At 65.1% G+C, this 24922-nt stretch carries 22 protein-coding genes; 10 read left to right on the forward strand and 12 right to left on the reverse strand.

The genetic code is table 11. The features are described from left to right. Nucleotides 1-14 precede the first annotated feature (14 nt). Nucleotides 15-1577, reverse strand: coding sequence for a 4-hydroxyphenylacetate 3-monooxygenase, oxygenase component (hpaB, locus tag BM382_RS01760; protein ID WP_072441616.1), 1563 nt, complete (start codon nucleotides 1575-1577; stop codon nucleotides 15-17). Between the two features lie 380 nt (nucleotides 1578-1957). Between hpaB and BM382_RS01765 the strand changes: the two genes are divergently transcribed. Beyond that, nucleotides 1958-3583: a methyl-accepting chemotaxis protein gene (locus BM382_RS01765; protein WP_011061637.1), complete on the forward strand. Its 1626-nt coding sequence runs from the start codon at nucleotides 1958-1960 to the stop codon at nucleotides 3581-3583. 84 nt (nucleotides 3584-3667) lie between these two features. Beyond that, on the forward strand, nucleotides 3668-4846 hold the full coding sequence (locus BM382_RS01770; protein WP_072441619.1) for a pyridoxal phosphate-dependent aminotransferase: 1179 nt from the start codon (nucleotides 3668-3670) through the stop codon (nucleotides 4844-4846). A 100-nt stretch (nucleotides 4847-4946) separates the two neighbouring features. Here the strand turns inward: BM382_RS01770 and BM382_RS01775 are convergent, their stop codons facing one another. The 7 genes from BM382_RS01775 to BM382_RS01805 all read right to left on the reverse strand — a co-directional run bounded on the left by BM382_RS01775 (nucleotide 4947) and on the right by BM382_RS01805 (nucleotide 12250). Next, nucleotides 4947-5732 carry a hypothetical protein gene (locus tag BM382_RS01775; protein ID WP_053158903.1) on the reverse strand — a complete coding sequence of 262 codons (786 nt, stop codon included), beginning with the start codon at nucleotides 5730-5732 and terminating at the stop codon, nucleotides 4947-4949. A 76-nt stretch (nucleotides 5733-5808) separates the two neighbouring features. Then, nucleotides 5809-6159 (reverse strand): DUF2493 domain-containing protein, encoded by a 351-nt coding sequence (locus tag BM382_RS01780; protein ID WP_041752297.1) that lies wholly within the window; start codon nucleotides 6157-6159, stop codon nucleotides 5809-5811. Continuing rightward, entirely contained in the window at nucleotides 6147-7850 is a 1704-nt protein-coding gene (locus BM382_RS01785; RefSeq protein WP_011061633.1) for a Na/Pi cotransporter family protein, read from the reverse strand. The genes BM382_RS01780 and BM382_RS01785 overlap by 13 nt, the downstream gene beginning before the upstream one ends. A 28-nt stretch (nucleotides 7851-7878) precedes the next feature. After that, complete coding sequence (locus BM382_RS01790; RefSeq protein ID WP_015635857.1) at nucleotides 7879-8079, reverse strand: hypothetical protein; 201 nt, start codon at nucleotides 8077-8079, stop codon at nucleotides 7879-7881. Between the two features lie 124 nt (nucleotides 8080-8203). Then, nucleotides 8204-10915, reverse strand: coding sequence for a magnesium-translocating P-type ATPase (gene mgtA / locus BM382_RS01795; protein WP_047287087.1), 2712 nt, complete (start codon nucleotides 10913-10915; stop codon nucleotides 8204-8206). A gap of 283 nt (nucleotides 10916-11198) precedes the next feature. Then, complete coding sequence (locus BM382_RS01800; RefSeq protein ID WP_011061630.1) at nucleotides 11199-11489, reverse strand: hypothetical protein; 291 nt, start codon at nucleotides 11487-11489, stop codon at nucleotides 11199-11201. Nucleotides 11490-11899: 410 nt separating this feature from the next. Then, entirely contained in the window at nucleotides 11900-12250 is a 351-nt protein-coding gene (locus BM382_RS01805) for a hypothetical protein (protein WP_011061629.1), read from the reverse strand. A 546-nt stretch (nucleotides 12251-12796) separates the two neighbouring features. Here BM382_RS01805 and ltnD point away from each other — a divergent pair. The 6 genes from ltnD (at nucleotide 12797) to BM382_RS01835 (ending at nucleotide 19392) form a co-directional block, all read left to right on the forward strand. Continuing rightward, on the forward strand, nucleotides 12797-13702 hold the full coding sequence (ltnD, locus tag BM382_RS01810; protein WP_011061628.1) for an L-threonate dehydrogenase: 906 nt from the start codon (nucleotides 12797-12799) through the stop codon (nucleotides 13700-13702). 10 nt (nucleotides 13703-13712) lie between these two features. Next, nucleotides 13713-15005: a 3-oxo-tetronate kinase gene (otnK, locus tag BM382_RS01815; protein ID WP_011061627.1), complete on the forward strand. Its 1293-nt coding sequence runs from the start codon at nucleotides 13713-13715 to the stop codon at nucleotides 15003-15005. After that, nucleotides 15002-15640 carry a 3-oxo-tetronate 4-phosphate decarboxylase gene (locus BM382_RS01820; RefSeq protein ID WP_011061626.1) on the forward strand — a complete coding sequence of 213 codons (639 nt, stop codon included), beginning with the start codon at nucleotides 15002-15004 and terminating at the stop codon, nucleotides 15638-15640. Before otnK ends, BM382_RS01820 begins: the two co-directional genes overlap by 4 nt. Nucleotides 15641-15826: 186 nt before the next feature. Then, nucleotides 15827-17290, forward strand: a complete 1464-nt coding sequence (locus BM382_RS01825) for a GntP family transporter (protein WP_011061625.1) — start codon at nucleotides 15827-15829, stop codon at nucleotides 17288-17290. 21 nt (nucleotides 17291-17311) lie between these two features. Beyond that, nucleotides 17312-18094, forward strand: a complete 783-nt coding sequence (gene otnI, locus BM382_RS01830; protein WP_011061624.1) for a 2-oxo-tetronate isomerase — start codon at nucleotides 17312-17314, stop codon at nucleotides 18092-18094. A gap of 230 nt (nucleotides 18095-18324) precedes the next feature. Beyond that, nucleotides 18325-19392 (forward strand): alpha/beta fold hydrolase, encoded by a 1068-nt coding sequence (locus tag BM382_RS01835; protein ID WP_011061623.1) that lies wholly within the window; start codon nucleotides 18325-18327, stop codon nucleotides 19390-19392. A gap of 165 nt (nucleotides 19393-19557) precedes the next feature. Here BM382_RS01835 and BM382_RS01840 read toward each other — a convergent pair whose 3' ends face one another. The 4 genes from BM382_RS01840 to BM382_RS01855 all read right to left on the reverse strand — a co-directional run bounded on the left by BM382_RS01840 (nucleotide 19558) and on the right by BM382_RS01855 (nucleotide 22118). Next, nucleotides 19558-20370 carry a DeoR/GlpR family DNA-binding transcription regulator gene (locus tag BM382_RS01840; protein ID WP_015635853.1) on the reverse strand — a complete coding sequence of 271 codons (813 nt, stop codon included), beginning with the start codon at nucleotides 20368-20370 and terminating at the stop codon, nucleotides 19558-19560. Nucleotides 20371-20486: 116 nt separating this feature from the next. Beyond that, nucleotides 20487-20756 carry a hypothetical protein gene (locus BM382_RS01845; RefSeq protein ID WP_011061621.1) on the reverse strand — a complete coding sequence of 90 codons (270 nt, stop codon included), beginning with the start codon at nucleotides 20754-20756 and terminating at the stop codon, nucleotides 20487-20489. A 23-nt stretch (nucleotides 20757-20779) separates the two neighbouring features. Further along, on the reverse strand, nucleotides 20780-21373 hold the full coding sequence (locus tag BM382_RS32040) for a hypothetical protein (RefSeq protein ID WP_019095487.1): 594 nt from the start codon (nucleotides 21371-21373) through the stop codon (nucleotides 20780-20782). A gap of 7 nt (nucleotides 21374-21380) precedes the next feature. Then, the gene (locus tag BM382_RS01855; RefSeq protein WP_072441622.1) at nucleotides 21381-22118 is read right to left on the reverse strand and encodes a substrate-binding periplasmic protein; all 738 of its coding nucleotides are present in this window, start codon (nucleotides 22116-22118) and stop codon (nucleotides 21381-21383) included. 185 nt (nucleotides 22119-22303) lie between these two features. On the opposite strand from BM382_RS01855, the gene BM382_RS01860 reads away from it, so the two are divergent. Both BM382_RS01860 and fabV read left to right on the forward strand, forming a co-directional pair. Then, the gene (locus BM382_RS01860) at nucleotides 22304-23335 is read left to right on the forward strand and encodes a lysozyme inhibitor LprI family protein (protein WP_072441625.1); all 1032 of its coding nucleotides are present in this window, start codon (nucleotides 22304-22306) and stop codon (nucleotides 23333-23335) included. Nucleotides 23336-23611: 276 nt separating this feature from the next. Continuing rightward, complete coding sequence (gene fabV / locus BM382_RS01865) at nucleotides 23612-24808, forward strand: enoyl-ACP reductase FabV (RefSeq protein WP_011061617.1); 1197 nt, start codon at nucleotides 23612-23614, stop codon at nucleotides 24806-24808. Nucleotides 24809-24922: the final 114 nt, after the last annotated feature.

Genomic DNA, 24922 nt, shown 5'->3' on the forward strand with positions numbered 1-24922 from the left:
GCATGTGGCGTGGGCTATTGGCGGATGCGGTCCAGCATGTTGATGTCATCCGGGTTGCTCAGGTGCGGCACGGTCCAGCCGTCGAGGTCGTAGTCCCCCAGGCACTTGTCCACCAGGTCGGTCATGGCTTTCATCGAGCCGCTGGCCTGGGCGTGGCGCAGGCACTGCATGCGGATCTCGTCCTGGCTGCCGGCGTAGTTGATCTCGTACAACTCGTGGCGGCCGCCGAATTCGGTGCCGATGGCGTCCCACAGCAGCTTGAGGATCTTGATCCGCTCCTCGTGGCCCATGCCCCCGGAGCCCCGGCAGTAGGTACCGAGGTACTGGTTGAGCACCGGGTCCTTGAGGTCGCGGGAGCCGGAGGGCAGGTAGATCAGGCCGCTGGCCACCACCTGCTCGATGATCTTCTTGATGTCGGTGTAGGCCTGGGGCGCCAGGACCCGGTAAGCCTGCAGCGCCTGGGTACTGGGCAGGTAGACGCCGTTCATCCATTCACTGGCGTTGCCATGCATGGCGTCGGTCAGGGACCAGAACAGGTTGCGCCAGGCCACCACTTCGCCGACCTGGGCCTGGACCCCTCGGAACTCCAGGGAGCCGGTGCATTTCAGGGCCTTGACCAGCAACCCGGTGATGAAGTCGAGCTTGACCGCCAGCCGGGTACAGCCCTGCATCGGGAACAGGCGGCCGAACCCGCCCTGGGGGAACCATTGGCGGCAGCGCTCGAAATCGCGGTAGATCAGCACGTTTTCCCAGGGGATGAACACCTTGTCCATGATCAGGATCGCGTCGTTCTCGTCGAAGCGGCTGGACAACGGGTAGTCGAAGGGCGAGCCGGTCATGCCGGCCTGCAGTTCATAGGAAGGGCGGCAGATCAGCTTCATGCCCCGGGTGTTCATCGGTGCGATGAACATCAGGGCGAAATCGGTGTTGTCCCCCAGCAACTGGGCCGAGCCCTGGCCGACGAAGTTGTAGTGGGTCAGGGCCGAGTTGGTGGCCACCACCTTGGCGCCGCTGACGATGATCCCGCCTTCGACTTCCTCGTCCACCGAGATGAACACGTCCTTGACCTGATCCACCGGTTTGTCGCGGTCGATGGGTGGGTTGACGATGGCGTGGTTGAGGTAGAGGCAGGCTTCCTGGATGCGCTTGTACCAGGTGCGGGCGTTGTCTGCGAAGCGCCCGTAGAACTCCGGGTTGGCCCCCAGGGCGCTGCCGAAGGCGGCCTTGTAGTCGGGGCTGCGGCCCATCCAGCCATAGGTCAGGCGCGACCAGTCGGCGATGGCATCGCGCTGCTGGCGCAGTTCATCGGGGCTTTTCGCCGAACGGAAGAACTTGTGGGTGTAGCCGCCGTTGCCGGTGTCGGTGTCCCAGCACAGTTGCTCCTTGGTGGCCGGGTCGTGCAGGGCGTCGTACAGGCGGGCCATGGAGGCCGCGGAGTTGCGGAAGGCCGGGTGGGTGGTGACGTCCTTGACTCGGTCGCCATAGATGTAGATTTCACGGTCGTCGCGCAGGCTGGCCAGGTATTCGGCACCGGTCAGCGGGCGGTCGGTTGCGGCACGAAAGTCTTCAGGTTTCATATCCAGTCTCAGCGTTGTTTTTATTGACTGGGGCCATGATGGGCAGCCGCGGGAATGGACTAAATGGCTTTTCCGGCGAATGAATTGCACTTTTCATAGGGAGGCGGGTGGCCGGAGCCAGGGTCGAAAACGGTGGCTTAGGGGCGATGCTGTAGCGCTTTATCGATTCACTTCGCGTTGTGTTGTATCAGCAGTGATACACCGGTCACATTCAGAAATATTTTTAACAATCAGCCATATGAAAGCTCAAGTTCGGCCGATATCTCTGACAGGCCCGCGGACTTCCAACAGCGCGGCGCCCCACGTCGGCACAGCCCCTGATGCGCCGACGGCTCAACGGCATGGATGCCTGTCGCCCGTTCTCCCTCGAGAGTCGTCCTATGTCCTTGCGTAACCTGAATATCGCCCCTCGTGCTTTCCTCGGTTTTGCCTTCATTGCCTTGCTGGTCGTGGTGCTGGGGGTGTTTGCGGTCAATCGCATGGCGGTGATCCGCGAAGCCTCGATGGACATGGAAAGCAACCAGCTGCCCAGTGTCGGCTTTCTCGGCAACCTCACCGAGAACGTGCTGCGCCTGCGGATTCTTTCCTTCCGTGTGCTGGTGAACCGCGAGCCGGCAGGCTTGGCAGAAGCCCAGACGCGCATCGGCGTGCTGGTGGACAACGCCAGAAAGGCCCAGGCCAGCTATGCGGCCTTGCCGGCGGGGCCGCAGGAGGCTGCGCTGTACAAGACCTTCGCTACGACCCTGGACAACTACCTGCAGGCGCAGAACGAGATGCTCGAACTGTCGCGCCAGAACAAGCTGGATGAAATGCGCAGCCTGATCAATTCGCGGATCAAGGAAGGCACAGACCAGATGGGCGAGCAGTTGAACCAACTGATCGCGATCAACGCTGCTGATGCCAGGAGCGCTTCCAAGGCTGCCGGCGAGCACTACAGCAGCGCCATCGCCGGGATTGTGGCGGTGGCTGTGCTTGCCGCGCTGCTGACCATTGTTCTGGCGCTGTTGCTCACCCGCAGCATCGTCACCCCCCTGAACAAGGCCCTGAATGCCGCGCAGGTGATCGCCGGCGGCAACCTGCGCCAGGCCATCGAGGTCGATGGCAAGGACGAGCCGGCGCGGCTGTTGCAGGCCCTGGCCGAGATGCAGGCCAGCCTGCGCCGCACCATCGAGCAGATCGCCGGCTCGGCGACCCAGCTGGCCTCGGCCTCGGAAGAACTCAGCGCGGTCACTGAAGAGGCTTCCCGCGGCTTGCAGCAGCAGAACAACGAGATCGAACAGGCGGCCACCGCGGTCAACGAAATGACCGCCGCGGTGGAGGAGGTGGCACGCAACGCGGTGTCCACTTCCGAGGCTTCCCGGCAGTCGACCCAGGCCGCTCGCGAAGGTCGCGACCGGGTGGTGGAAACCGTGGACGCGATCCAGACCATGACCCACGACGTGCAGAGCACCTCGGTGATGATCGAAGGCCTGGCGACCCAGGGCCGGGATATCGGCAAGGTGCTGGACGTGATCCGCGCCATCGCCGAGCAGACCAACCTGCTGGCCCTCAACGCGGCCATCGAAGCGGCCCGTGCCGGCGAGGCCGGGCGCGGCTTTGCGGTGGTGGCCGATGAGGTGCGGGCCCTGGCCCATCGCACCGCCCAGTCGACCCAGGAAATCGAGAAGATGGTGGCCGGCATCCAGAACGGCACGGGCGACGCCGTGGAGTCGATGCAGCAGAGCAACCAGCGTACCCAGAGCACCCTGGAACTGGCCCGTGCCGCGGGCGTGGCCCTGGAGCAGATTGCCGAATCCATCAACCAGATCAACGAGCGCAACCTGGTGATCGCCAGCGCCTCGGAAGAGCAGGCGCAGGTGTCCCGCGAGGTGGACCGCAACCTGGTGAACATCCGCGACCTGGCCACCCAGTCGGCGGCCGGGGCCAACCAGACCAGCGCCGCCAGCCATGAGTTGTCGCGCCTGGCGGTGGACCTGAACGCTCTGGTGGCGCGTTTTGTGATCTAAGCGTCCAACGGCGCTGGCGCTCGCTCGACGAGTGCCGCGCCAGCACCTAGGGTTCTGGCTGAAGCATCTTTCATGGAGAAAGCGATGCGCTATTCAGCCCTGACCCAACGGATTGCCGGAGAAGGTTCCGCCGCCTGGGATATCCATTACCGAGCTTTGGCCTTGCGCGAGCAGGGGGGCGATGTGCTGTTGCTGACCATCGGCGATCCGGATTTCGACACCCCCCGGCCTGTGGTCCAGGCGGCCATCGATAGCCTGCTGGCCGGTGACACCCACTATTCGGATGTGCGCGGCAACCTGGCGTTGCGCAGTTGCATCGCCCGTTGCCACCACCAGCGCACCGGGCAGATCGTCGATGCCGAGCACGTGGTGGTGCTGCCGGGGGCGCAGTGTGCGGTGTTCTCCGTGGCCCAGTGCCTGCTCGACCCGGGGGACGAGGTGCTGGTGGCCGAGCCCATGTACGTCACCTACGAAGGGGTGTTCGGTGCCTGTGGCGCCACCGTGGTGCCGGTGCCGGTACGGGCCGAGCAGGGCTTTCGCCTGGACCCGCAGGAAGTGGCGGCGCGCATCAGCCCGCGGACCCGGGCCATGCTCATCAACAGCCCCAACAACCCCTCCGGGGCCAGCCTGTCCCTTGATGACTGGCAGGTCCTGGCGCGGTTGTGCATGGAGCATGACCTGTGGCTGGTTTCCGACGAGGTCTACGGCGACCTGATGTACGAAGGCCAGCACCTGAGCCCGGGCGGTCTGCCGCGAATGGGTGGGCGCACCGCCACCATCAACAGCCTGTCCAAGTCCCATGCCATGAGCGGCTGGCGGGTGGGCTGGGTGATCGCTCCGCCGGTGCTGGCCGGGCACCTGAGCAATCTGGCCCTGTGCATGCTCTACGGCCTGCCGGACTTCATCCAGAATGCGGCAGTGGTGGCGCTGACCCGCGAACTGCCGGAACTGCCACGGATGCGCGAGGAGTACCGCCAGCGCCGCGACCTGGTGTGCACGCTGCTCGGGCAGTGCCCGGGCTTGCGGCCAGTGCTGCCCGATGGCGGCATGTTCGTCATGGTCGACGTACGCCGCACCGGGCTGGGCGCCCAGGCGTTCGCCGAGCGACTGCTGGAGGGTTATGGGGTTTCGGTGCTGGCGGGCGAAGCCTTCGGCCCCAGCGTGGTCGGGCACATTCGCATTGCCCTGGTGCTGGACCGCGAACGGCTGGCCGAAGCCTGCCGCCGCATCGCCCAGTGCACCGCGCAACTCCTGGCCCTGTAGGAGCCGGCTTGCCGGCGAAGAGGCCCTTGAGTCTTCCATCGCCCTTGCCGACGCCTTCGCTGGCAAGCCAGCTCCTACAGAGGTGGGGCGCTTTCGGGGGTTAGAAGCGCAGGGTCGCGCCGGTGGTCAGCCAGCGATCGCGGTCTTCGGTCAGGTGCTGGCCAACGATCAGGTCCAGGTCCAGGTGCTGGCCCAGATGCAGGCGCGGGCCGGCCTGCCAGCCCTGTTCGCCGCCGCGTTGGCCGTAGCGCTCGGCAATCAGGGTCAGGCTCTGGGCCAGGTCGTACTCCAGCCCGCTGCCCCAGGCCCAGCGGTGGCTCTGGTCGCCGTCGTCATAGGCGTGGGCCCAGCCGGCATTCAGGTTCAGGCGCAGGCTGGCAACAGGGCTGAAGGTCAGTGGCAGGGCGAGGTCGCCACCGTCGAAGCTGTGGCTGCGGTTCAGGGCCCAGTGGGCGGAGCCGGCCAGGGCCAGTTGCAGGCCCAGGTCTTCACGGTCCAGCAGGGCCAGCTTGACCTGGGGGCTGAGCTGGGTTTCGCCCTGGCCGTCGGCCTGCTGGCGCTGCATCGCGGCCCCCAGTTGCACCCAGGGCAGTTGGCTGAAGGTGCAGGCCGGGGCCACCACGCTGGTGTGGCTGGAGCCCTGGTGGCGGGTGCTCTGGTACCAGACATCGACATTGCATTCCCCGGGAGCGTTGATGGCACCGTCATCCACCACGTAGGCGCCGCCGGCGGCCTGGGCCTTGGAGCACAGGGCCAGGGTGGCGGTCGCGCTGGCGGTGAGGGCGAGGAACAGCAGGTTGCGCTTGAGCATACGGCTTTTCGCGGCAGGCAGAGGGTGGCCAAAGGCGCTGGAACGCGAGGGGCGATGTGGAGTGTGCTTGGACATGGCGGATCTCGTTCTGGGTTGGGGCACCGGTGCATCTGGCGTGCGGGCCGGTGCAGAGGGTGGCGGCTTGGGAGGCTTACTGGTCGGCCATCGACAGAACCTGGATCTGCCGGGCCCGGGCCTGGGCCAGCAGTTCTTCGGTGTCTTCCCCTCCGGGCAGGGCGAGGACGATGTCGGGGCGGCTGTCGGCCAGCATGAAGGCGTTGCGCAGGCGTTCGGCGTGCTTGCCATGGCGTTGCCAGTTGGGCGGGTAGCGGACGATGTCGGCGCCGATGTCCCGGGCCCAGTCCTCGATATGGGCGCCGAGGAACTGGCTGCCGCCATGAATCACCACGCGGGTTTCATGCAGGCGCTGAAAGGCGTCGAGGACCTGGCGGCACCGGCGGTCGTCGGCGTAGTAGCGGCCGGCGCAGATCAGGACGCGCATGGGCTGTTCTCCTTTACCGGGCTGATGCTGGTCTCGCCGGGCAGCGGTTCGTTGAGGTAAGCGTGCTCGATGTCCCGTTCACCGGCGCGCTCCAGGGCCGGGTAGGCCAGGGCGGCGATGTGGTGGTGAACCCGCCGGTAGTCGCGCAGCAAGCGCTGGAAAATGTCCCCGGATTCGGCCCAGGCGCCACGGTCTTCGCGCAACTTGCGAAAGTGCTCGCGGCTGGCGGCGGCTTCCAGGCGCCGTACGTTTTCCTTGCGCGCCACCAGTTGGTGGGCGGTGGGCAGGTCTTCGCGCAGGAACACGGTGATGGCCAGGCTCAGGCTGTCCAGCAGTTCCTGGTGCAGCGGGTACAGGGTGCTCAGCTCGAACTCGGAAAACGGCTCGCCACGGCGCAAGCGCCGCGCGGCCAGGTGCGCTAGGCTGGTGGCGAGAATGTCCCCGGCGTGTTCCAGGTTGATCACCAGCAGCAGGATTTCCTGGGAGCGGTCGGCATCCTGGTCGCTGATGCCTTCCTTGCCGATATCCGCCAGGTAGGCGCGGATCGCCGCGCTGAGCAGGTCCAGGGACTGATCGATATGGCGCACCTGATCGGCATTGGCCTGGTTGGCGGTGCGAAACAGCTGCAGCACCCGGTCGAGCATGCCCGAGAGCATGTCGGCCATGCGCAAGGCTTCGCGGGCGGCGTTGGACAGGCCGATATTGGCCACTTCCAGGCCGGCTTCGTCCAGGTACAGCGGCATGCCCGGGTCGGTCACCGCGGCCGGGGCCGGCAGCAGCCGGGTCAGCAGCTTGGCCATTGGCCCGGTGAAACCGATGAACAGCAGCGCCAGCACCAGACTGAAGGCGGTGTGCAGGGCCACCACCAGCAGTGCCGGAGGCAGTTGCTCGATGACGTGCCACTGGCCCAGGGTGGCGATCCAGGGCATCAGCAGCGCCGCTCCCGACAGGCGTACCAGCAGGTTGCCCAGGGGCAGGCGCCGGGCCACGTTGCCGCTGGCGCTGAGCAGCGAGGGCAGGGTGCTGCCGAGGTTGACCCCCAGCACCAGGGCCATGCTGGTGGCCGGCGACAGCAGCCCAGTGCCGGCCAGCGAGGCGATCAGCAGCACCACGGCAACGCTGGAGTGGCACATCCAGGTCAGCAGCAGCGCCACCAGCAGGGCCAGCAGCAGGTCGCCGTCGAGGCTGGTCATCACCAGCTGGAACACCGGGGTGCCTTCCACCGCCCCCAGGGTCGCGCCGAGCATGCCCAGGGCCAGCAGCATCAGGCCCAGGCCGATCAGTGCGCAGCCGATGCTTTCAAAGCGCGAATCGTCCCGTAGGCGAAAGCACAGGAAGCCCGCCAGCAATGCCACAGGTGCCGCCAGCGAGAGGTCGAGGCTGAGCAGCTGGACCACCAGGGTTGAGCCGATATTGGCCCCCAGCATCACCGCCAGCGCCGGGGCCAGGCCCAGGGTGCCGGCGGCGGTGAAGGAGCTGGCCATCAGGCTCACCGCAGTGCTGCTTTGCACCACGCCGGTGATGCCGACGCCGCACAGCAGCGCCAGCCAGCGGTTGTTCAGGTGTTGCCCGAGCCAGTGCCGCAGCGGGCTGCCGAAGCCCCGCAGGAGTGAGCCGCAGATCATCTGCGAGCCCCACAGCAACAGCGCGATGGCGCCGGCCAGGTTGATCAGAAGAGTAGTGCCCGACATGAGTATTCTCCCGGGACTGTGACAGGTTTCAGGCAATCGCCAGGCGCAGCGAGGCGCGGGTGATGGCGGCGCTGAACCCCAGCAGGAAACGCATTTCAACGGCGCTCAGCAGGCCCCGCACATAGAGGCGGATGCTCAGGCGGGCGAGCAGCCTGGCGCAGGCGCACAGGCCGCAGACCAGCAAGGCCTTCAGGCCGCGTTGCAACAGCGAAAAAGCTTTGAAAAACATGGCGATGCTCCTTTCGGGCGAACAGCGTCGCCGTCGACAGGGCGCTGGCCGCGCCGACGGTGGCATCGTTGGTTTGCTGTATCTGGTGCGACCGCCGTGGGGCGGTCGCACCGGGCTCAGGCCCTTAGAACCACTGCTTGAAGCGGCGGATGTACAGGGTCTTCATGGTCTGGGCGACCACGCAGTAGCTGAGCAGGGTACCCACCAGCCAAGGGAAGTATTCCCATGGCAGCGGTACCAGGCCGACCATGCTGCCCAGAGGCGAGAAGGGCACATAGATACCCAGTGCCATCACCAGGCCCGTGGCGAGCATGACCGGCAGTGCCGCGGTGCTCTGGATGAACGGGATCTTGCGGGTGCGCAGCATGTGCACCACCAGGGTCTGGGAGAGCAGGCCTTCGATGAACCAGCCGGACTGGAACAGGGCGGCCATTTCCACGCTGTTGGCGGCAAACACGTACCACATCAGGGCAAAGGTGGTGATGTCGAAGATCGACGAGGTCGGCCCGATCCACAGCATGAAGCGCCCGATGTTCTTGGCGTCCCACTTGCGTGGCTTGCTCAGGTATTCCTTGTCCATCTTGTCCCACGGCAGGGCCAGCTGGGAGAAGTCGTACATCAGGTTCTGCAGCAGCAGGTGGATCGCCAGCATCGGCAGGAACGGAATGAAGGCACTGGCCACCAGCACCGAGAACACGTTGCCGAAGTTGGAGCTGGCGGTCATGTTCAGGTACTTCATGATGTTGCCGAAGGTCTCGCGACCCTTGATCACTCCTTCCTCCAGCACCATCAGGCTCTTTTCCAGGAGGATGATGTCCGCCGATTCCTTGGCGATGTCGGTGCCGCTGTCCACCGAGATGCCGACGTCGGCATCGCGCAGCGCCGGAGCGTCGTTGATGCCGTCGCCGAGAAAGCCCACGGTGTGGCCGTTGGCCTGCAATGCCTTGAGCACCCGGGACTTCTGCAGCGGGGTGAGCTTGGCAAATACCGTGCGCTCTTCCACCAGGCGCCCCAGCACTTCGTCGTCCATGCGCTCGATGTCACGACCCAGCAGCGGCTCGCCGACTTCCAGGCCGACCTCGCGGCAGATCTTCGCGGTGACGATGGCGTTGTCACCGGTCAGTACCTTCACGGTGACCCCGTTGTCGCGCAGGGCGGCAATCGCCGGGCCGGCGGTTTCCTTCGGCGGATCGAGGAAGGTCAGGAAGCCTTCGATCACCAGCTCGCGTTCGTCGCTGGCGCTGTACTGGTTCTTGATCTGGTCCCGGGCGATGTCACGGGTGCCCACCAGCAGCACGCGGAAACCGTCGCGGTTGTAGTCTTCGGCCAGTTGCAGCAACTCGGCACGCAGGGCAGCGTCGATGGTCTGGGTGACACCGTTCTTGCGGACCCGGGTGGCGGTTTCCAGCATTTCCTCCACCGCGCCCTTGCACACCAGCAGGTGGTGGCCGCGGGCATCGGCGAGGATGACCGACAGGCGGCGCCGGACGAAGTCGAACGGTAGCTCATCCACCTTGCGCCAGGCGGCAGGAGGGGTGAAGTGCGGGTTCTCCTCGGCGAAGCTGACCACTGCGCGGTCCATCAGGTTCTTCATGCCGCTCTGGTGGTAGCTGTTGAGCCAGGCCAGTTGCAGCACTTCATCGCAGCGGCTGCCGCTGATGTCGACGTGATGTTCGAGGATGATCCGGTCCTGGGTCAGGGTGCCGGTCTTGTCGGTGCAGAGCACGTCCATGGCACCGAAGTTCTGGATCGCGTTGAGGCGCTTGACCACCACCTTGCGCTTGGCCATGGCCGAGGCGCCCTTGGCCAGGTTGGCGCTGACGATCATCGGCAGCATTTCCGGGGTCAGGCCGACGGCCACTGCCAGGGCGAACATGAAGGCTTCGGCCCAGTCGCCCTTGGCGAATCCGTTGATCAGCAGAACGATGGGCACCATCACCAGCATGAAGCGGATCAGCAGCCAGCTGACGCTGTTGACCCCGCGGTCGAAGGCGGTCTGGGTGCGGGAGCCGACGATGGAGCGGGCCAGGGAACCGAAGTAGGTGCGCGAGCCGGTGGCCACGACCACGGCGGTGGCCGTGCCGCTGACCACGTTGGTGCCCATGAAGCAGATGTTCGGCAGGTCCAGCAGGTCTTGCTGATCGGCGGCCTGGGCGGTGGCGGACTTTTCCTGGACGGCGCCCAGGGTGTCGTACTTTTCAACCGGCAAGGCTTCGCCGGTGAGCACCGCCTGGCTGATGAACAGGTCGCGGGATTCGATCAGGCGGATATCGGCAGGGATCATGTCACCGGCGGACAGCTGGATGATGTCGCCCACCACCAGGTCGCGCATCGGCACTTCACGCACCCGGGCCTGCATGCCCATCTGCTCGCGGCGCAGTACGGCGGCGGTGGTCCGTACCATGGCCTTGAGCGCTTCGGCGGCCTTGGCCGAGCGGTGTTCCTGCCAGAAACGCATCAGGCCGCTGGCCAGCACCATCACCAGGACGATGATGACCCCGGTGAGATCGGTTTCTTCGCCGGCCTGCAGCGGCAGCCAGAAGTCGGTGAAGAAACTGATACCGGTCAGGGTCATCAGCACATAGATGAAGGGGTTGTTGAAAGCCTGGAGCAACTGCACCAGAGCGTGTGGCGGACGGTCGTGGGCGACCTCGTTGTGGCCGTCCCGTTGCAGGCGGCCCTCGGCATCCAGTTCAGTGAGGCCGGCGGTGGTGGAGTTGACGTTGGCCAGGGTGACGGCCAGGCCGTTCTGGGCTTCGCGGGCGGCACGCATCGACAGCTTGTTGCTGTCACTGGTGGCGCTGGTGTTGCGGGAAGTTGGGGTTTTTACAGTCATGGTCTGTGCTCCTGCCGCCTGCTTGCGGCACGACACAGCAACACTCAACTAATTAAAGGCGAGCGAAAACATGTCGAGCCGCAGGTTAGCGATCGATTTTGATCTTGGCGTTTTTCAGGTTTTAACGTTCGCTGCCCAAACAATGAAGTTGTATGGGCAGCGAACCTACTACTGGCCTCTTCCATAACTTTCTCCAGTAACTTTATTAACTGACAGGCACTAGCACGCCGCCGAACTTCAACTTTTAAAGTTCGTTTGCAAACAACGGAAAGTTACCGCTGGTTCAGGCTGAGCTGCGTGCCCCGAGGTACAGGCCGAAGATCAGTCCGGCCTGCTGCAGGAGCAGGGCAGCGCCCCGACTCTGCGGGTCCTGGCTATCGTCGAAGCTCCAGCGTTGCTGCAACTGCCCGGTCATCGGGCAGACGCGCCAATTGGCTCGCAGGGCGGTCGAGGGGGTGGGGGCGGCACGAGAAAACGGCGAGCGCGCCAGAACCTTGGGCTCACGGCACAGCTTGACCCGCATGGTAGCGGCGAAGGCGCGAACGCCTGGCATTACAGAGGAAGTGAAGTGCATAACATTTGCCTCGCGACCGGACTGGTTCCGGGGGAGGCAAGTTACGTTGGAGCGTCAAGCCCTAGCGCAGCTTACCCGACCGCGGAGTCGAGTCCCGTCATTTTCAGGGTTAAGTGCCTGGCTCTGCGCAGCGGCAGTGACCAGACAGCGTCTAGATACTGTGTCCATTGGCTTCTTTAGTGAGTTAAACAAAGGGCCGTAATTACCGGCCCGCGCAATTTACTCAGGAGGGGTGCTGGAGTCAAGGTTAAATTGCCCTGAATCATTGGTCAGTTACGAAGTTTCAGGTGAGGTTCAGCTAAGGGGGGGAATTAGCTGATGCGAGAGGCGGATATATATAAGTTTCATATAAAGAAAGTGCCCATGACAGATGGGGATGTCATGAGCACTGAATATAGCGACGAGGATTATCAGTGCAGCAAGTGCTGGGAGATATCCTTGTAGGTCGCGCTATCGGTGGCCGCCATCAACTGCCGGCCATCCTTGAGGGTGCCGATGAAGGTCACTTCGTTTTCCGTACCCGCCATCAGGTACCCGGCCAGGGCGCCCACCGGGCCCAACAGCATGGCGCCGGCAATGCCGTAGCCCAGGGCGTCCTTGTTGGTGATGGGGCTTTCGCTGGCGATCTCCAGTGTCTTGAAGGCCGATGCCTTGACCTCGACGCCGTTGCTGTTGAATACCGTCTTGAGCCTGAAGGTGCCGTGCCGGTACTCGCCGGCGCCTTGCAGGAAATCACCTGATAAAACCTCAATCTTTGCCATGTTGAATCATCCTTATCCAAGCATAACCAGACAGGCCATTGAGCTCTCCGCCAGGGGGAGCGTCAACGGGGTTGCGATGAAGGGTGCTACCGCCAGTCAGCAGCCCTCGTTCATTCAGCCTCGGCCAGGTCACCCCGGGCCATGCTGATCCAGATCAGGGCTGTGAAGGGTTGTAGCAGCCCACGGGGCACCGGCCGTCGGCTTCCGACCAGTGGCTGGCCGGGGCCGGGCGCTCAAGGTGGTGTTAAAAAATGTTAGATTGAAAAACTTCTTCACATAATCCGTTCATTGGTGGATGATCGTTCACAGCCAAAGCTCAACCTGATAACAGCAGCAACAGGATGGCCATGATGATCGATTCGCTCCTGCCTCTCTCGGCACCTGCCCACGGTGCCATGCACCTTCCGGGCTTGCCGTCTGGCGCTGCGCCTGTTGCTGCCTGTGTTGCATTTGCCGGACCTGCAATCCGGATTTCCCTGTCCTGCCCGGTTCTTGCCCGGCGCCTGTCTGGCGCGGCACAGTCCTGGTCTCTTTCTGGAGTCCCCCATGAATAACAACAATGTCGGTGTCATCGGTCTTGGCGCCATGGGCCTGGGCATCGCCCGGTCGTTGCTGCGCAGCGGTTTCAAGGTGCATGCCTGTGACGTCCGTGCTGCGGTCACCGAGCAGTTCGCCAGCGAAGGCGGCGTGGCTTGCGCCTCGGCGGCGCAACTGGCCGGTGAATGCGATGTGATTGTCACCGTGGTGGTCAATGCCGAGCAGACCGAAAGTGTGCTGTTCGGTGAGGGCGGGGCGGCAGCGGCACTGCGTCCCGGCAGCCTGGTGATCGGCTGCGCCACCGTGGCCCCGACCTACGCCGTGGACCTGGGCCAGCGCCTGGAGGCCCTGGGCCTTTTGTACCTGGATGCACCGATCTCCGGGGGCGCGGCCAAGGCTGCCGCCGGCGAGATGACCATGATGACCTCCGGCCCGGCCACCGCTTACGCCAGGGCCGAGGCGATTCTGGGGGGCATGGCCGGCAAGGTCTATCGCCTGGGGGATGCCCATGGCCTGGGCTCCAAGGTCAAGATCATCAACCAGTTGCTGGCCGGGGTGCACATTGCCGCCTCTGCCGAAGCCATGGCCCTGGGACTGCGCGAAGGGGTGGACGCCGATGCCCTGTATGAGGTGATCACCCACAGCGCGGGCAACTCCTGGATGTTCGAGAACCGCGTTCCGCATATCCTCAAGGCCGACTACACACCGCTGTCCGCGGTGGACATTTTCGTCAAGGACCTGGGGCTGGTGCTGGATACCGCCCGGGCCAGCAAATTCCCGCTGCCGCTGTCGGCCACCGCGCACCAGATGTTCATGCAGGCCTCCAGCGCCGGTTTTGGCCGCGAGGACGACTCGGCGGTGATCAAGATCTTCCCGGGCATCGACCTGCCCGTGGCCAAGCCCGATGCCGAGTGAGGAGCCCGTGATGACGATTTCCAATCCACGCCCGTTGCTGGGCTGCATCGCCGACGATTTCACCGGGGCCACGGACCTGGCCAACATGCTGGTTCGCGGTGGCATGCGCACTGTGCAGAGCATCGGCATTCCCAGCGCTGAAGTGGCTGCCGGGCTGGACGCCGACGCCGTGGTGATCGCGCTGAAGTCGCGTACCACTGCGGCCAGCGAAGCGGTGGCCGAATCCCTGGCCGCCCTGCAATGGCTGCGGGACCAGGGCTGCGAGCAGATCTTCTTCAAATACTGCTCGACCTTCGATTCCACCGCGGCGGGCAACATCGGTCAGGTCAGCGAGGCCTTGCTCGAGGCCCTGGGCAGCGATTTCACCCTGGCCTGCCCGGCGTTCCCGGAGAACGGCCGGACCATTTTCCGTGGCCACTTGTTCGTCCAGGACCAGTTGCTCAGCGAATCGGGCATGCAGCATCACCCGCTGACGCCGATGACCGATGCCAACCTGGTGCGGGTCCTGCAATCCCAGACCCGGCTGCCGGTAGGCCTGCTGCGCTACGACAGCATCGCCCAGGGCGTGGAGGCGGTGCGCAGCAGGATCGCCGAACTGCGCGGGCAGGGTGTTGCCCTGGCGATTGCCGACGCGCTGTCCGATGCCGACCTCTATACCCTCGGCGCCGCCTGCGCCGACCTGCCGCTGCTCACTGGCGGTTCCGGGCTGGCCCTGGGCCTGCCGGAAAACTTCCGTCGCGCCGGCAAGCTGCGCGACCTCGACGCTGCAAGCCTGCCCAAGGTAGCCGGTGGCGAAGTGGTGCTGGCCGGCAGTGCCTCCCTGGCCACCAATGCCCAGGTCGATGCCTGGCTGGAAGCCGAGCGCCCGGCATGGCGCATCGACCCGCTGGCCCTGGCGGCCGGCGAGGCGGTGGTGGAACAGGCCCTGGCCTTTGCCCGGGAGCAGCAGGGCACGGTGCTGATCTACGCCACCAGCACGCCGGAAGAGGTCAAGGCGGTGCAGCGTCAGCTCGGTGCCGAACGTGCCGGAGCGCTGGTGGAGAATGCCCTGGGCGAGATCGCCCGGGGCCTGCGCGACAGCGGCGTGCGGCGCTTTGTGGTGGCTGGCGGGGAAACCTCCGGCGCCGTGGTCAAGGCCCTGGACGTGCGCCTGCTGCAGATCGGCGCGCAGATCGATCCCGGGGTCCCGGCCACCGTCAGCAGTGGCGGCGAGCCCCTGGCCCTGGCGCTGAAGTCCGGCAACTTCGGTGGTCGCGACTTTTTCAGCAAGGCCCTGGGTCAACTGGCGGGAGGTCAGGCATGAGCCGGGAAAACGCTCTGCGCGAAGAAATCTGTGATGTCGGCCGCAGCCTCTATCAGCGCGGCTACACCGTGGGCAGCGCCGGCAACATCAGTGCGCGGCTCGATGATGGCTGGCTGATCACCCCCACCGATATCTGCCTGGGCCGGCTCGACCCTGCAGCCATCGCCAAGGTCAACCTGGCGGGGGAGTGGGTGAGTGGCGACAAACCGTCCAAGACCCTGGCCCTGCATCGCCAGGTGTATGACCGCAATCCCGGGGTGGGCGGGGTGGTGCATACCCATTCCACCCACCTGGTGGCCTTGACCCTGGCCGGGGTCTGGCGCGAGGACGACATCCTGCCGCCGCTGACCCCGTACCAGGTGATGAAGGTCGGGCATATCCCGCTGATCGGCTACCAGCGCCCGGGTTCGCCCAAGGTCGCCGAGCAGGTGGCGCAACTGGCCAACCAGGTGCGTGGGGTGATGCTCGAACGCCTGGGCCCGGTGGTCTGGGAAAGCAGTGTGTCCAAGGCCAGCTACGCCCTGGAAGAGCTGGAGGAAACCGCGCGCCTGTGGCTGATGAGCCAGCCGCGCCCGGCACCTCTGGATCAGGCCGCCCTGGATGAGCTGCGGGACGCTTTCGGCGCCACCTGGTAAGCCCGCGACACTGCCAGCGTTTCATGCACGCCAGTCCACGGAAGCCTTCATGAGGCTTTCGCGGGGAGCGGCTTGCCGTTGAAAAACAATAACAACAGGATTTCCCGAGATGAATGACTGCATTTGCTTTACGGGTTCCCGCACCACCAGCACCCCCTGCCAGCCACTGGGTGGAGGGCTTGTGCAATGAGCCCGCTGATTCTGATGATCACCGCCGGGGCCGGTATCGCCCTGTTGCTGTTCCTGGTGCTCAAGTACAAGTTCCAGCCCTTTGTCGCGCTGATGCTGGTAAGCATCCTGGTGGCGCTGGTGGCCGGAGTGAAACCGGCGGAGCTGGTGGCCACCATCGAGGGCGGCATGGGCAAGACCCTCGGCCACATCGCCATCATCATCGCCCTGGGCGCGATGATCGGCCGCATCATCGAGCTTTCCGGCGGCGCCGAGGCGCTGGCCAAGACCCTGATCGAGCGCTTCGGCAACCGGCGCACGCCCCTGGCACTGACCATGGCCGGATTCATCATCGGCGTGCCGGTGTTCTTCGAGGTCGGGGTGATCATCCTCATGCCCCTGGCCTATGGCGTGGCCCGCAGTGCGCGCAAGCCGCTGCTGGTGTTCGCCTTGCCGATGTGCGCCGCGCTGCTCACCGTGCACGCCTTCCTGCCGCCGCACCCTGGAGCGGTGGCCGCGGCCAGCCAGCTGGGCGCGGACCTGGGCCGGGTGCTGATGTTCGGCCTGCCGCTGACCGCGCTGCTGTGCTACGTGGGCTACCGCGTGGCGGGGCGCATGACCCGGCGCAACTACCCGATGACCGATGACATCCGCGCCGAAGTCTACGGCCCGCACGTCACCAATGAAGACCTCGCCGCCTGGAACAACGGTTCCGAGCAGCCTGCCAGCCCCCAGGCGGTGGCCGCTGTGGCGCACATGGGCCTGGAAGAATCCACCGGCAGCCTGGCGGCGAAACTGCCGCCGGCTCCGCCACCGGGGTTCGGCCTGATCGTCAGCCTGATCCTGCTGCCCATCGTGCTGATCCTGCTGGGCACCCTGGCTACTTCCTTGCTGCCCCTGGAGTCCACCCTGCGTGGGGTGCTGACCGTACTTGGCGCGCCGCTGGTGGCGCTGCTGCTGGACACCTTGCTGTGTGCCTGGCTGCTGGGCTCGCGCCGCGGCTGGAGCCGCAGCCAGGTCTCCGACGTGATCGGCTCAGCGCTGCCCGGGGTGGCCATGGTGATCCTGATCGCCGGGGCCGGGGGGGTGTTCGGCAAGGTGCTGGTGGATACCGGGATCGGCGCGGTGGTCTCCGACCTGCTGCGCACCACCGGCCTGCCGGTGCTGGCCCTGGGTTTTCTGCTGACCATGCTGCTGCGTGCGGTGCAGGGCTCCACTACCGTGGCCCTGGTGACCACCGCCGGGATCATCGCGCCGCTGATCGCCACCCTCAACCTGAGCCCCAACCACATGGCCCTGCTGTGCCTGGCCATGGGCGGTGGCGGGCTGGCCATGTCCCATATCAATGACGCCGGGTACTGGATCTTCACCAAGCTGGCCGGCCTCAACGTCGCGGACGGCCTGCGTACCTGGACCGTGATCACCACCTTGCTCGGCACCTTGGGGTTCTGTATTACCCTGCTGATCTGGCCATTTGTCTGACCCTTTGTCCCAGGAGTTCCCATGCCTCGTTTTGCTGCCAACCTCAGCATGCTCTACCCGGAACATGACTTTCTCGAACGTTTCGCCGCCGCGGCGGCCGACGGCTTCACGGCCGTGGAATATCTGTTTCCCTACGACTACAGCCCCCAGGAGCTGAAACAGCGCCTGGACGACCACGGCCTGCAACAGGCCTTGTTCAACGCTCCGCCCGGCGACTGGGCGGCGGGGGAGCGGGGCATCGTTTCCCTGCCCGGGCGCGAGCAGGAATTCCGCCAGGGTTTCGACAAGGCCCTGGAATACGCCGCGGTGCTGGGCAACTCGCGGGTCCACGTGATGGCCGGCCTGCTGCCGTCCGAGAACGATCGCCCGCGGCACCACGGCGTCTACCTGGAGAACCTGGCCCACGCCACGGCCCAGGCGGCCAAGGTCGGGGTCACGGTGCTGCTGGAGCCGATCAACACCCGGGACATGCCGGGGTTCTTCCTCAACCGCCAGGACCAGGCCCAGGCCATCTGCAAGGAAGTCGGCGCGGCCAACCTCAAGGTGCAGTTCGACTGCTATCACTGCCAGATCGTCGAAGGCGACCTGGCGGTGAAGCTGCGTCGGGACCTGGCGGGCATCGGCCATATCCAGATCGCCGGGGTGCCGGACCGCCACGAGCCGGACCTGGGCGAACTGAACTATCCCTACCTGTTCCAGCTGATGGACGACCTTGGCTACGACGGCTGGGTCGGTTGTGAATACCGCCCGCGCGGCAACACCTCCGCCGGCCTGCAGTGGCTGCGGGACTGGCAGGCGCGCTAAGGCTCGGCGGTGTAGCCGCCACTGCAGGTTGCGAAGCAAAAGGTATCTGGGGAGCGTCGCGCAAGGCCCTGGGGGGCCTTCGCGCATCGCTTTATGTAGCCGCTGCCGCAGGCTGCGAACGAGCCGCAGGCTCGCAGCGATTCCCTGGCCGTCGAGGCCCCTGCGGTGCCTTGCGCAGCCTGCGGCAGCGGCTATAGATGATACGTAGCGATAAACACAGGAGTTTTCCCATGCAGCGTTTTGCCTGCCGGGCCGCGCTCGGCCTGATTTTGTCCCTGGGCGGTATGTCCCTGGCCGCGGCCGCGAGCTTGCCGCCGGCCACCGAGGGGGATTGGGTGGCCCCGCAATTCACCTTCCACAACGGTGAGCAGCTGGCCAACCTGAAGCTGCACTACATCACCCTGGGGGACCCCAAGCACCCGGCGATCCTCTATCTGCATGGCACCTATCGGCCGGCCAGCGACCTGTTGAGCAAGGATTTTGGCGGTGAACTGTTCGGCCCCGGGCAACCCCTGGATGCCAGCAAGTACTACATCATCGCCACCGACGGCATCGGCGTCGGCCAGTCGAGCAAGCCTTCGGACGGCCTGCGGGCGCGGTTTCCCCAGTACAACTACGAGGACATGGTCCAGGCCCAGTACCGGCTGCTGACCGAAGGGCTGGGGGTCAAGCACCTGCGGCTGATCATCGGCAATTCCATGGGCGGCATGCAGGCCTGGATCTGGGGCCAGAAGTGGCCGCAGATGATGGACGCCCTGGTGCCCATGGCCTCCCAGCCGGGGGAAATGTCTTCGCGCAACTGGATGATGCGCCGCCTGCTGGTGGAGTCGATCAAGCAGGACCCGGCCTGGGAGCAGGGCAACTACCGGCAACAGCCGCCGTCGCTGCGCCTGGCCAACGCGCTGTTCGCCACCGGCACCAGCGGCGGCACCCTGGCCTATCAGGCCCTGGCGCCGACCCGGGCCCAGGCTGACCAGCTGGTGCAGGAGCGCCTCAAGGCCAGCCAGGGCGCCGATGCCAATGATTTCATCTACCAGTGGCAGTCCTCGGCGGACTACAACGCCATGCCGGGGCTGGGCAGGATCCAGGCGCCGGTGCTGGTGATCAACGCCGCGGACGACGAGCGCAACCCGCCGGAAACCGGCACCCTGCAAGCGGCGCTTAAACAGGTGAAAAATGCCCGCCTGCTGCTGATTCCCGCCAGCGCCGAAACCCGTGGCCACGGCACCACCGGCATGGCCCGGTTCTACGCCCGCGAACTGGGGCAGTTCATGGCCGACACCGAGAAAAACCGCTAGCGGCCACTGCGCGCTCTTGGTGGCGAGGGAGCAAGCCCCGGCTGGGCGGCGCGCCGCTCCAAACTCGGACGGCGCGGTGTTTCAGGGAGTGATGGGGGCAGGGATTGCGCCTGTTGCGCAGACGAGCGGAAGCAAGCTCCCTCGCCACAGGGGGCTATAGCTGGCTCAGGATTGTGCCGGCAGCAGCAGTTCCACACCGTGCTTGCGGATCCCGTCCGCTGCCGCAGGGGCCAGTGCGGCGTCGCTGATGATGATGTCGAACTGTTCCAGCCCGGCGATCTTGTACATGCTGAAGGTGCCGTACTTGGAGCTGCTGGCCACCAGCACCACCTGGGTCGCCGACTGCATCGCCACCTGCTTGACCTCGACCTTCAGCGCCGATGGCGTGGTGATGCCCCGGCGCAGGTCCCAGGAACTGGTGGAGATAAAGGCCACGTCGGTCACCACCTGGCGCAGGGTGGCCACCGCCAGCCCGCCGACACAGGAGTGGTTGGAGTGGTCCAATTGCCCGCCGGTATGGATCACCGTCACCTGGGGCGCGTCCATCAGGGCCTGGGCCACGCCGAAATCGTTGGTCACCACGGTCATCCCCGACAGCGCCTTGATGTAGGGCACGATTTCCAGGGTGCTGGTGCCGGCGTCCAGGTACACGGTCATGTCCGCGTGCAGCAGGCTCGCCGCCAGCTTGGCCATGGCCTGCTTCTGCGGCAGCTCCACCACAGCCTTGGACTGATGGCTGGGCTCGCTGTGCAACTGGCTGGCGATGCGCACCCCGCCGGTTACCGAGTGGGCGCGGCCTTCCTGCTCCAGCAGGGCGATATCCCGGCGCACGGTCATGTGCGAGCAGTCGAACATCTCCATCAACTGATGCACGCTGAGCACCTGGTGCTTGCGCAACTGGCGCAGGATCTGCTCGCGGCGCTGCTCGGGAATCATCGGTGCGCCGCTGTCACTGGCAAGGTCCTTGGGGGTAGGCATTGAAGCTCCGGTCTGGCGGGTCGGCAAAGGCAGGAATCGGCACGCCATAGTAGCGAAAGTAGCCGCCGCGGACGAGATTTAGTGCCGTGTGCAAGTCAGGAAAGCATGGCCATCGGTCAGGGGCAGAAGGGGCAATACAGATTGTCGAGAAAGTCCTGGCTGTCGATGTTGGCGTCCAGCACCTGCACCACCACCGGGCCATGGTGCCTGCATTCCAGGATCTGCCCGGCGCCGCTGCGGTTCGGCTGTTGCTCGCTGAATTCATTGCAGCCGCACCAGGGGCATTTGCGCACGGTTGCATCGTTCTGGCCGAGTATTGCCAGGTCCCAGCCGCAGCCGGTGCAATTGAGGCGATACAAAGGGCGGGCAGGGGTAAAGGTCGGCATAGGGGAACTCCAGGTCAGGGGCCTCAGCCCGGGGTCAACAGGCGCTTGAGCGAGCGGGTCAGCGGCTGGCGTGCCTTGCGGCTCTTGAACGGCCCCGGGATGTGCCGCAGGAAACTGCGCCAGGGGTAGCCACCGGGATTGCGCTCCGCGGAACCCAGGTAATCATGCAGGGCCAGGGCCGATTCGCGGTTGAAGGCCCAGAGCATCTGGCCTTTGTAGAGTACGGAAAAATAGGCTTCGCCTGGCCAGTTCAGATGGTGGCGCGCCGCGTAGTGGCAGTGCTCGCAGCGTACCGACCCCAGGTCCAGGCCGTGATCGCGGTACCAGTAGGCTGAACGCTGCCAGTGGCTGGGGCTGTAGCCATCGGGCAACGGACCCAGGCTCTGCATCGGGTCGCCATGCAGGCCGGGAAAGTACAGGGCGTAGTGGTGATAGTGGCCGCAGTTATCCTGCTCTTTCCAGTACTCCAGCAGCGGGTGGGCCTGGAAGAACGGCACATCGGCCTTGCGTTCGATGGGCCTGGCCACGACGAAGTCGAAGCAGGCCTGGCCTGCGCACTGCGGGCAACTGAGCGCCAACTGATGGGGCATGGGGCTCCAGGGGGCAAGGCTGGTCATGGGTGAATCAATCTACCTGTGGCGTGGCCTGGTCAATATGCCAGCGTTGCTTGAGCTGCTGCAGGCTGCCATCGCGCTTCATGCCGTCCAGGGCCTGCTGCCAGCGGGCCACCTGGGCCGCATCGACCTTGGGCGAAAAGGCGATGTAGGCGTCCTGGTGCATCAGTGGCATCTGGTAGCGCAACTGGTCGAGGGCCAAGCCCTCTTCGGCGGCGAAGGTGCTTACGCTCATGGTGTCGGCCACCACGTATTGCACGCGGCCGACCTGCAGCAGGCGGATCATGATTTCCGGGCTGTCGACGCCCCACAGGTTGTCCAGCCCCTGCTGTTTGAGGTAGCTGTAGACCAGCCATTTGCGCGGCACGGCAATCTGGCCCCGGGTCTGGTGCAGGTCGGTGACCGGCGTGCTGTCGCCATTGCGGGTATAGAGGGCGGTTTCGGTGCGCATCAACGGGCCTACCCACTGGTAGCGCGACTCGCGCTCAGCGGTGCGCAGTATGGTGAACACCGCCGTGTCGTCATCGCTTCCGGCATCGCGCAGGGCCCGCAGCATCGGCCGCAGCTGCACGTTCACCGTGTCTCCGCTGCGCTGCGCCAGGGCCTGCACCACATCGACACCAAACCCCACCATCCGCTCGCCCTGCTGGAAGTGCAGCGGCGGGTGGTTGTCGGTCAGCATGCGCAACTCGCCAGCGTGGGCCGCAAGGCTCAATAGCGGCAACAGTACCTGCAGCATCCATTTCATGCAGTGCCCTTGGAGTTTGAAAACGCAGAGCTTAGTACGACTGGTTGCCGCCTGTCGCGATAAAAGCTGCCGGCTCCGTGCCAGGCTTCAGAGGGGGTTGCCCGGGGGCTTTTTTCGTCGGGATATCGCTGAAAACACTCCACTGCAGTTATTCTTGCGCCGCCTTTTCAGAATGGAATCGACCCATGTTCGCTCCCCTTGTTCGTCCCTTGCGAGCCACTGGCTTGCTGTTCGCGGTCCTGGCCTGTTCCCAGGGCGTGCAGGCCAGCAGTTTCGACTGCGCCAAGGCCGCCAGCAGCAGTGAAAAGGCCCTGTGTGCCGACCCCTATACCGCCTCGCTGGACAGCCAGCTGGGCAAGGCCTGGAAGGCGACCCTGGCCAAGGCCAAGGACCCCAAGGCGCTGCGCCTGGACCAGCGTGAATGGCTCAAGGAGCGGGATCAGTGCGCAGCCGACCTGGGTTGCCTGCGCAGCAAATACCTGAGCCGCCTGGTCGCGTTGCGTTATGTGAATGTGCCGTTCGAGTGGCAGGGAACCTGGCAGCGGGTCTCGGTCAGCCCGTTCTACACCGGTGATCTGGTGATCCGGCGCACTGGCGAGGATCGCCTGAGCTTCGATCTGTCGGCCATGGGCGGCGCCAACTCCGGCTCGCTCGCGGGCAAGGCGCAGATCAAGGGCGGTGAGGCCAGCTACAGCGTCGAGGGCTGCAACCTGCGCTTCACGCAGCGCAACGGCCTGTTGCAGGTGAGCCAGGAGGGCGACTCCTTTGCCTGCGGCGCTGGTTCAGGGGTGTATTACGACGGGCTCTATGTGGCTTCCAAGCAAGCCCTGGAGAGCCATTACGACCTGCTGTCCACGGCGCTGGTGCGCACCGAGGAAGAAGACCGGCGCGCCCGGAAACTGCTGAAGAAGGACTATCAGACCCTGCTCGACAGTGGCTCGTCGTTCTCCGCGGATACCTCGGCCGAACTCAAGGGCGCCGAGGTCACCGATATGTGGCTGCCGGGCCTGGCCACCACCAACGCGGCGATTTTCGTGCGCGGTACCCAGGGCCAGTTGTGGGTCGCGCTGTTGGTGGTGGCAGGGCCCAAGGATGAAGTACGGGTGCGTTACTACACCACCGAGCCTGAGTGGAAGCACAGCCTGCCGGATGTGGTGCAGAGCTGGTATGAAGCGCGCAGCAAGGACAAGCAGCTGCCGCTGGACATGATGCCCTGAGCCGGCGCGGCGAGCGGCCAGGGGCAGGGCGCGCAAGAGATTTCGCCGGACGGACAGGCGACAGCATCGGCGCACCTGCTAGAGTCTCGCCCCGGGCTGTGCGCAATCGCGCTTGGCGGGCGCGCAACACCACCGCCGTGCCCCCTGGAACCGGGGCCTGACGGGCAAATTCCTCAGGTTGGTGACGCGAAGCGAATATGAGCGTCTACGACTAGTGCAAGTGACACTGCCGCCGCCGTCATCGGCGCCTGGCACTTTGAAATTGGGAGAGTATGTATGGTCATCAAACCCCGCGTTCGCGGCTTTATCTGTGTGACGACCCACCCGGTCGGCTGTGAAGCCAACGTCAAGCAACAGATCGATTACGTCACCCAGCAGGGCGCCATCGACGCAGGGCCGAAGAACGTACTGGTACTCGGCGCTTCCACCGGCTACGGCCTGGCAGCGCGGATCACCGCAGCGTTCGGCTGTGGCGCCAACACCCTCGGGGTGTTCTTCGAGCGCGGCAGCGTTGACGGCAAGCTGGGCACCGCCGGCTGGTACAACACCGCGGCGTTCCACAAGTTCGCCGAAGAAAAGGGCCTGTACGCCAAGAGCATCAACGGCGATGCCTTCTCCGATGCGGTCAAGGCCGAGACCATCGAGACCATCAAGCGCGACCTGGGCAAGATCGACCTGGTGGTCTACAGCCTGGCCGCACCGCGCCGCACCCACCCCAAGACCGGTGAAGTGCTGAGCTCGACCCTCAAGCCACTGGGCAAGTCCGTGACCCTGCGCGGTGTCGACACCGACAAGGAAATCGTCAAGGAAACCACCCTGCAGCCGGCGACCCAGGAAGAGATCGACGGCACCGTGGCGGTGATGGGCGGCGAAGACTGGCAGATGTGGATCGACGCGCTGCACGAAGCCGGTGTCCTGGCCGAAGGCGCCAAGACCACCGCCTTCACCTACCTGGGCGAGAAGCTGACCCACGACATCTACTGGAACGGTTCCATTGGCGAAGCCAAGAAGGACCTGGACCAGAAAGTCATCGGCATGCGCCAGCAACTGGCCGGCCTGGGCGGCGACGCCCGGGTGTCGGTGCTCAAGGCCGTGGTGACCCAGGCCAGCTCGGCGATCCCGATCATGCCGCTGTACCTGTCGCTGCTGTTCAAGGTGATGAAGGAGCAGGGCAGCCACGAAGGTTGCATCGAACAGGTCTACGGCCTGTACAAGGACAGCCTGTACAACAGCGAGCCGGTGATCGACCAGGAAGGCCGCCTGCGTGCCGACTACAAGGAACTGCAACCGGCGGTCCAGGACCGGGTCAAGCAGCTGTGGGACCAGGTGACCAGCGAGAACCTCTACGAGATGACCGATTTCGTCGGTTACAAGCAAGAGTTCCTGCGCCTGTTCGGTTTCGAGATCGAAGGTGTCGACTACGAAGCCGACGTCGATCCGGACGTGAAGATCAGCAACCTGATCCAGTTGTAATCCGCTCGTAGCATCAGCCAGCGCCCCTCCCTCGTGAGGGGCGCTGTCGTTTGCATCCCCCTATTTCCCGTAGGAGCCAGCTTGCTGGCGAAGAGGCCCGCAGGTCTTGTGCTG

The sequence above is a fragment of the Pseudomonas sp. NFPP25 genome, assembly GCF_900116505.1.
In the GTDB taxonomy this organism is placed as follows: domain Bacteria; phylum Pseudomonadota; class Gammaproteobacteria; order Pseudomonadales; family Pseudomonadaceae; genus Aquipseudomonas; species Aquipseudomonas protegens.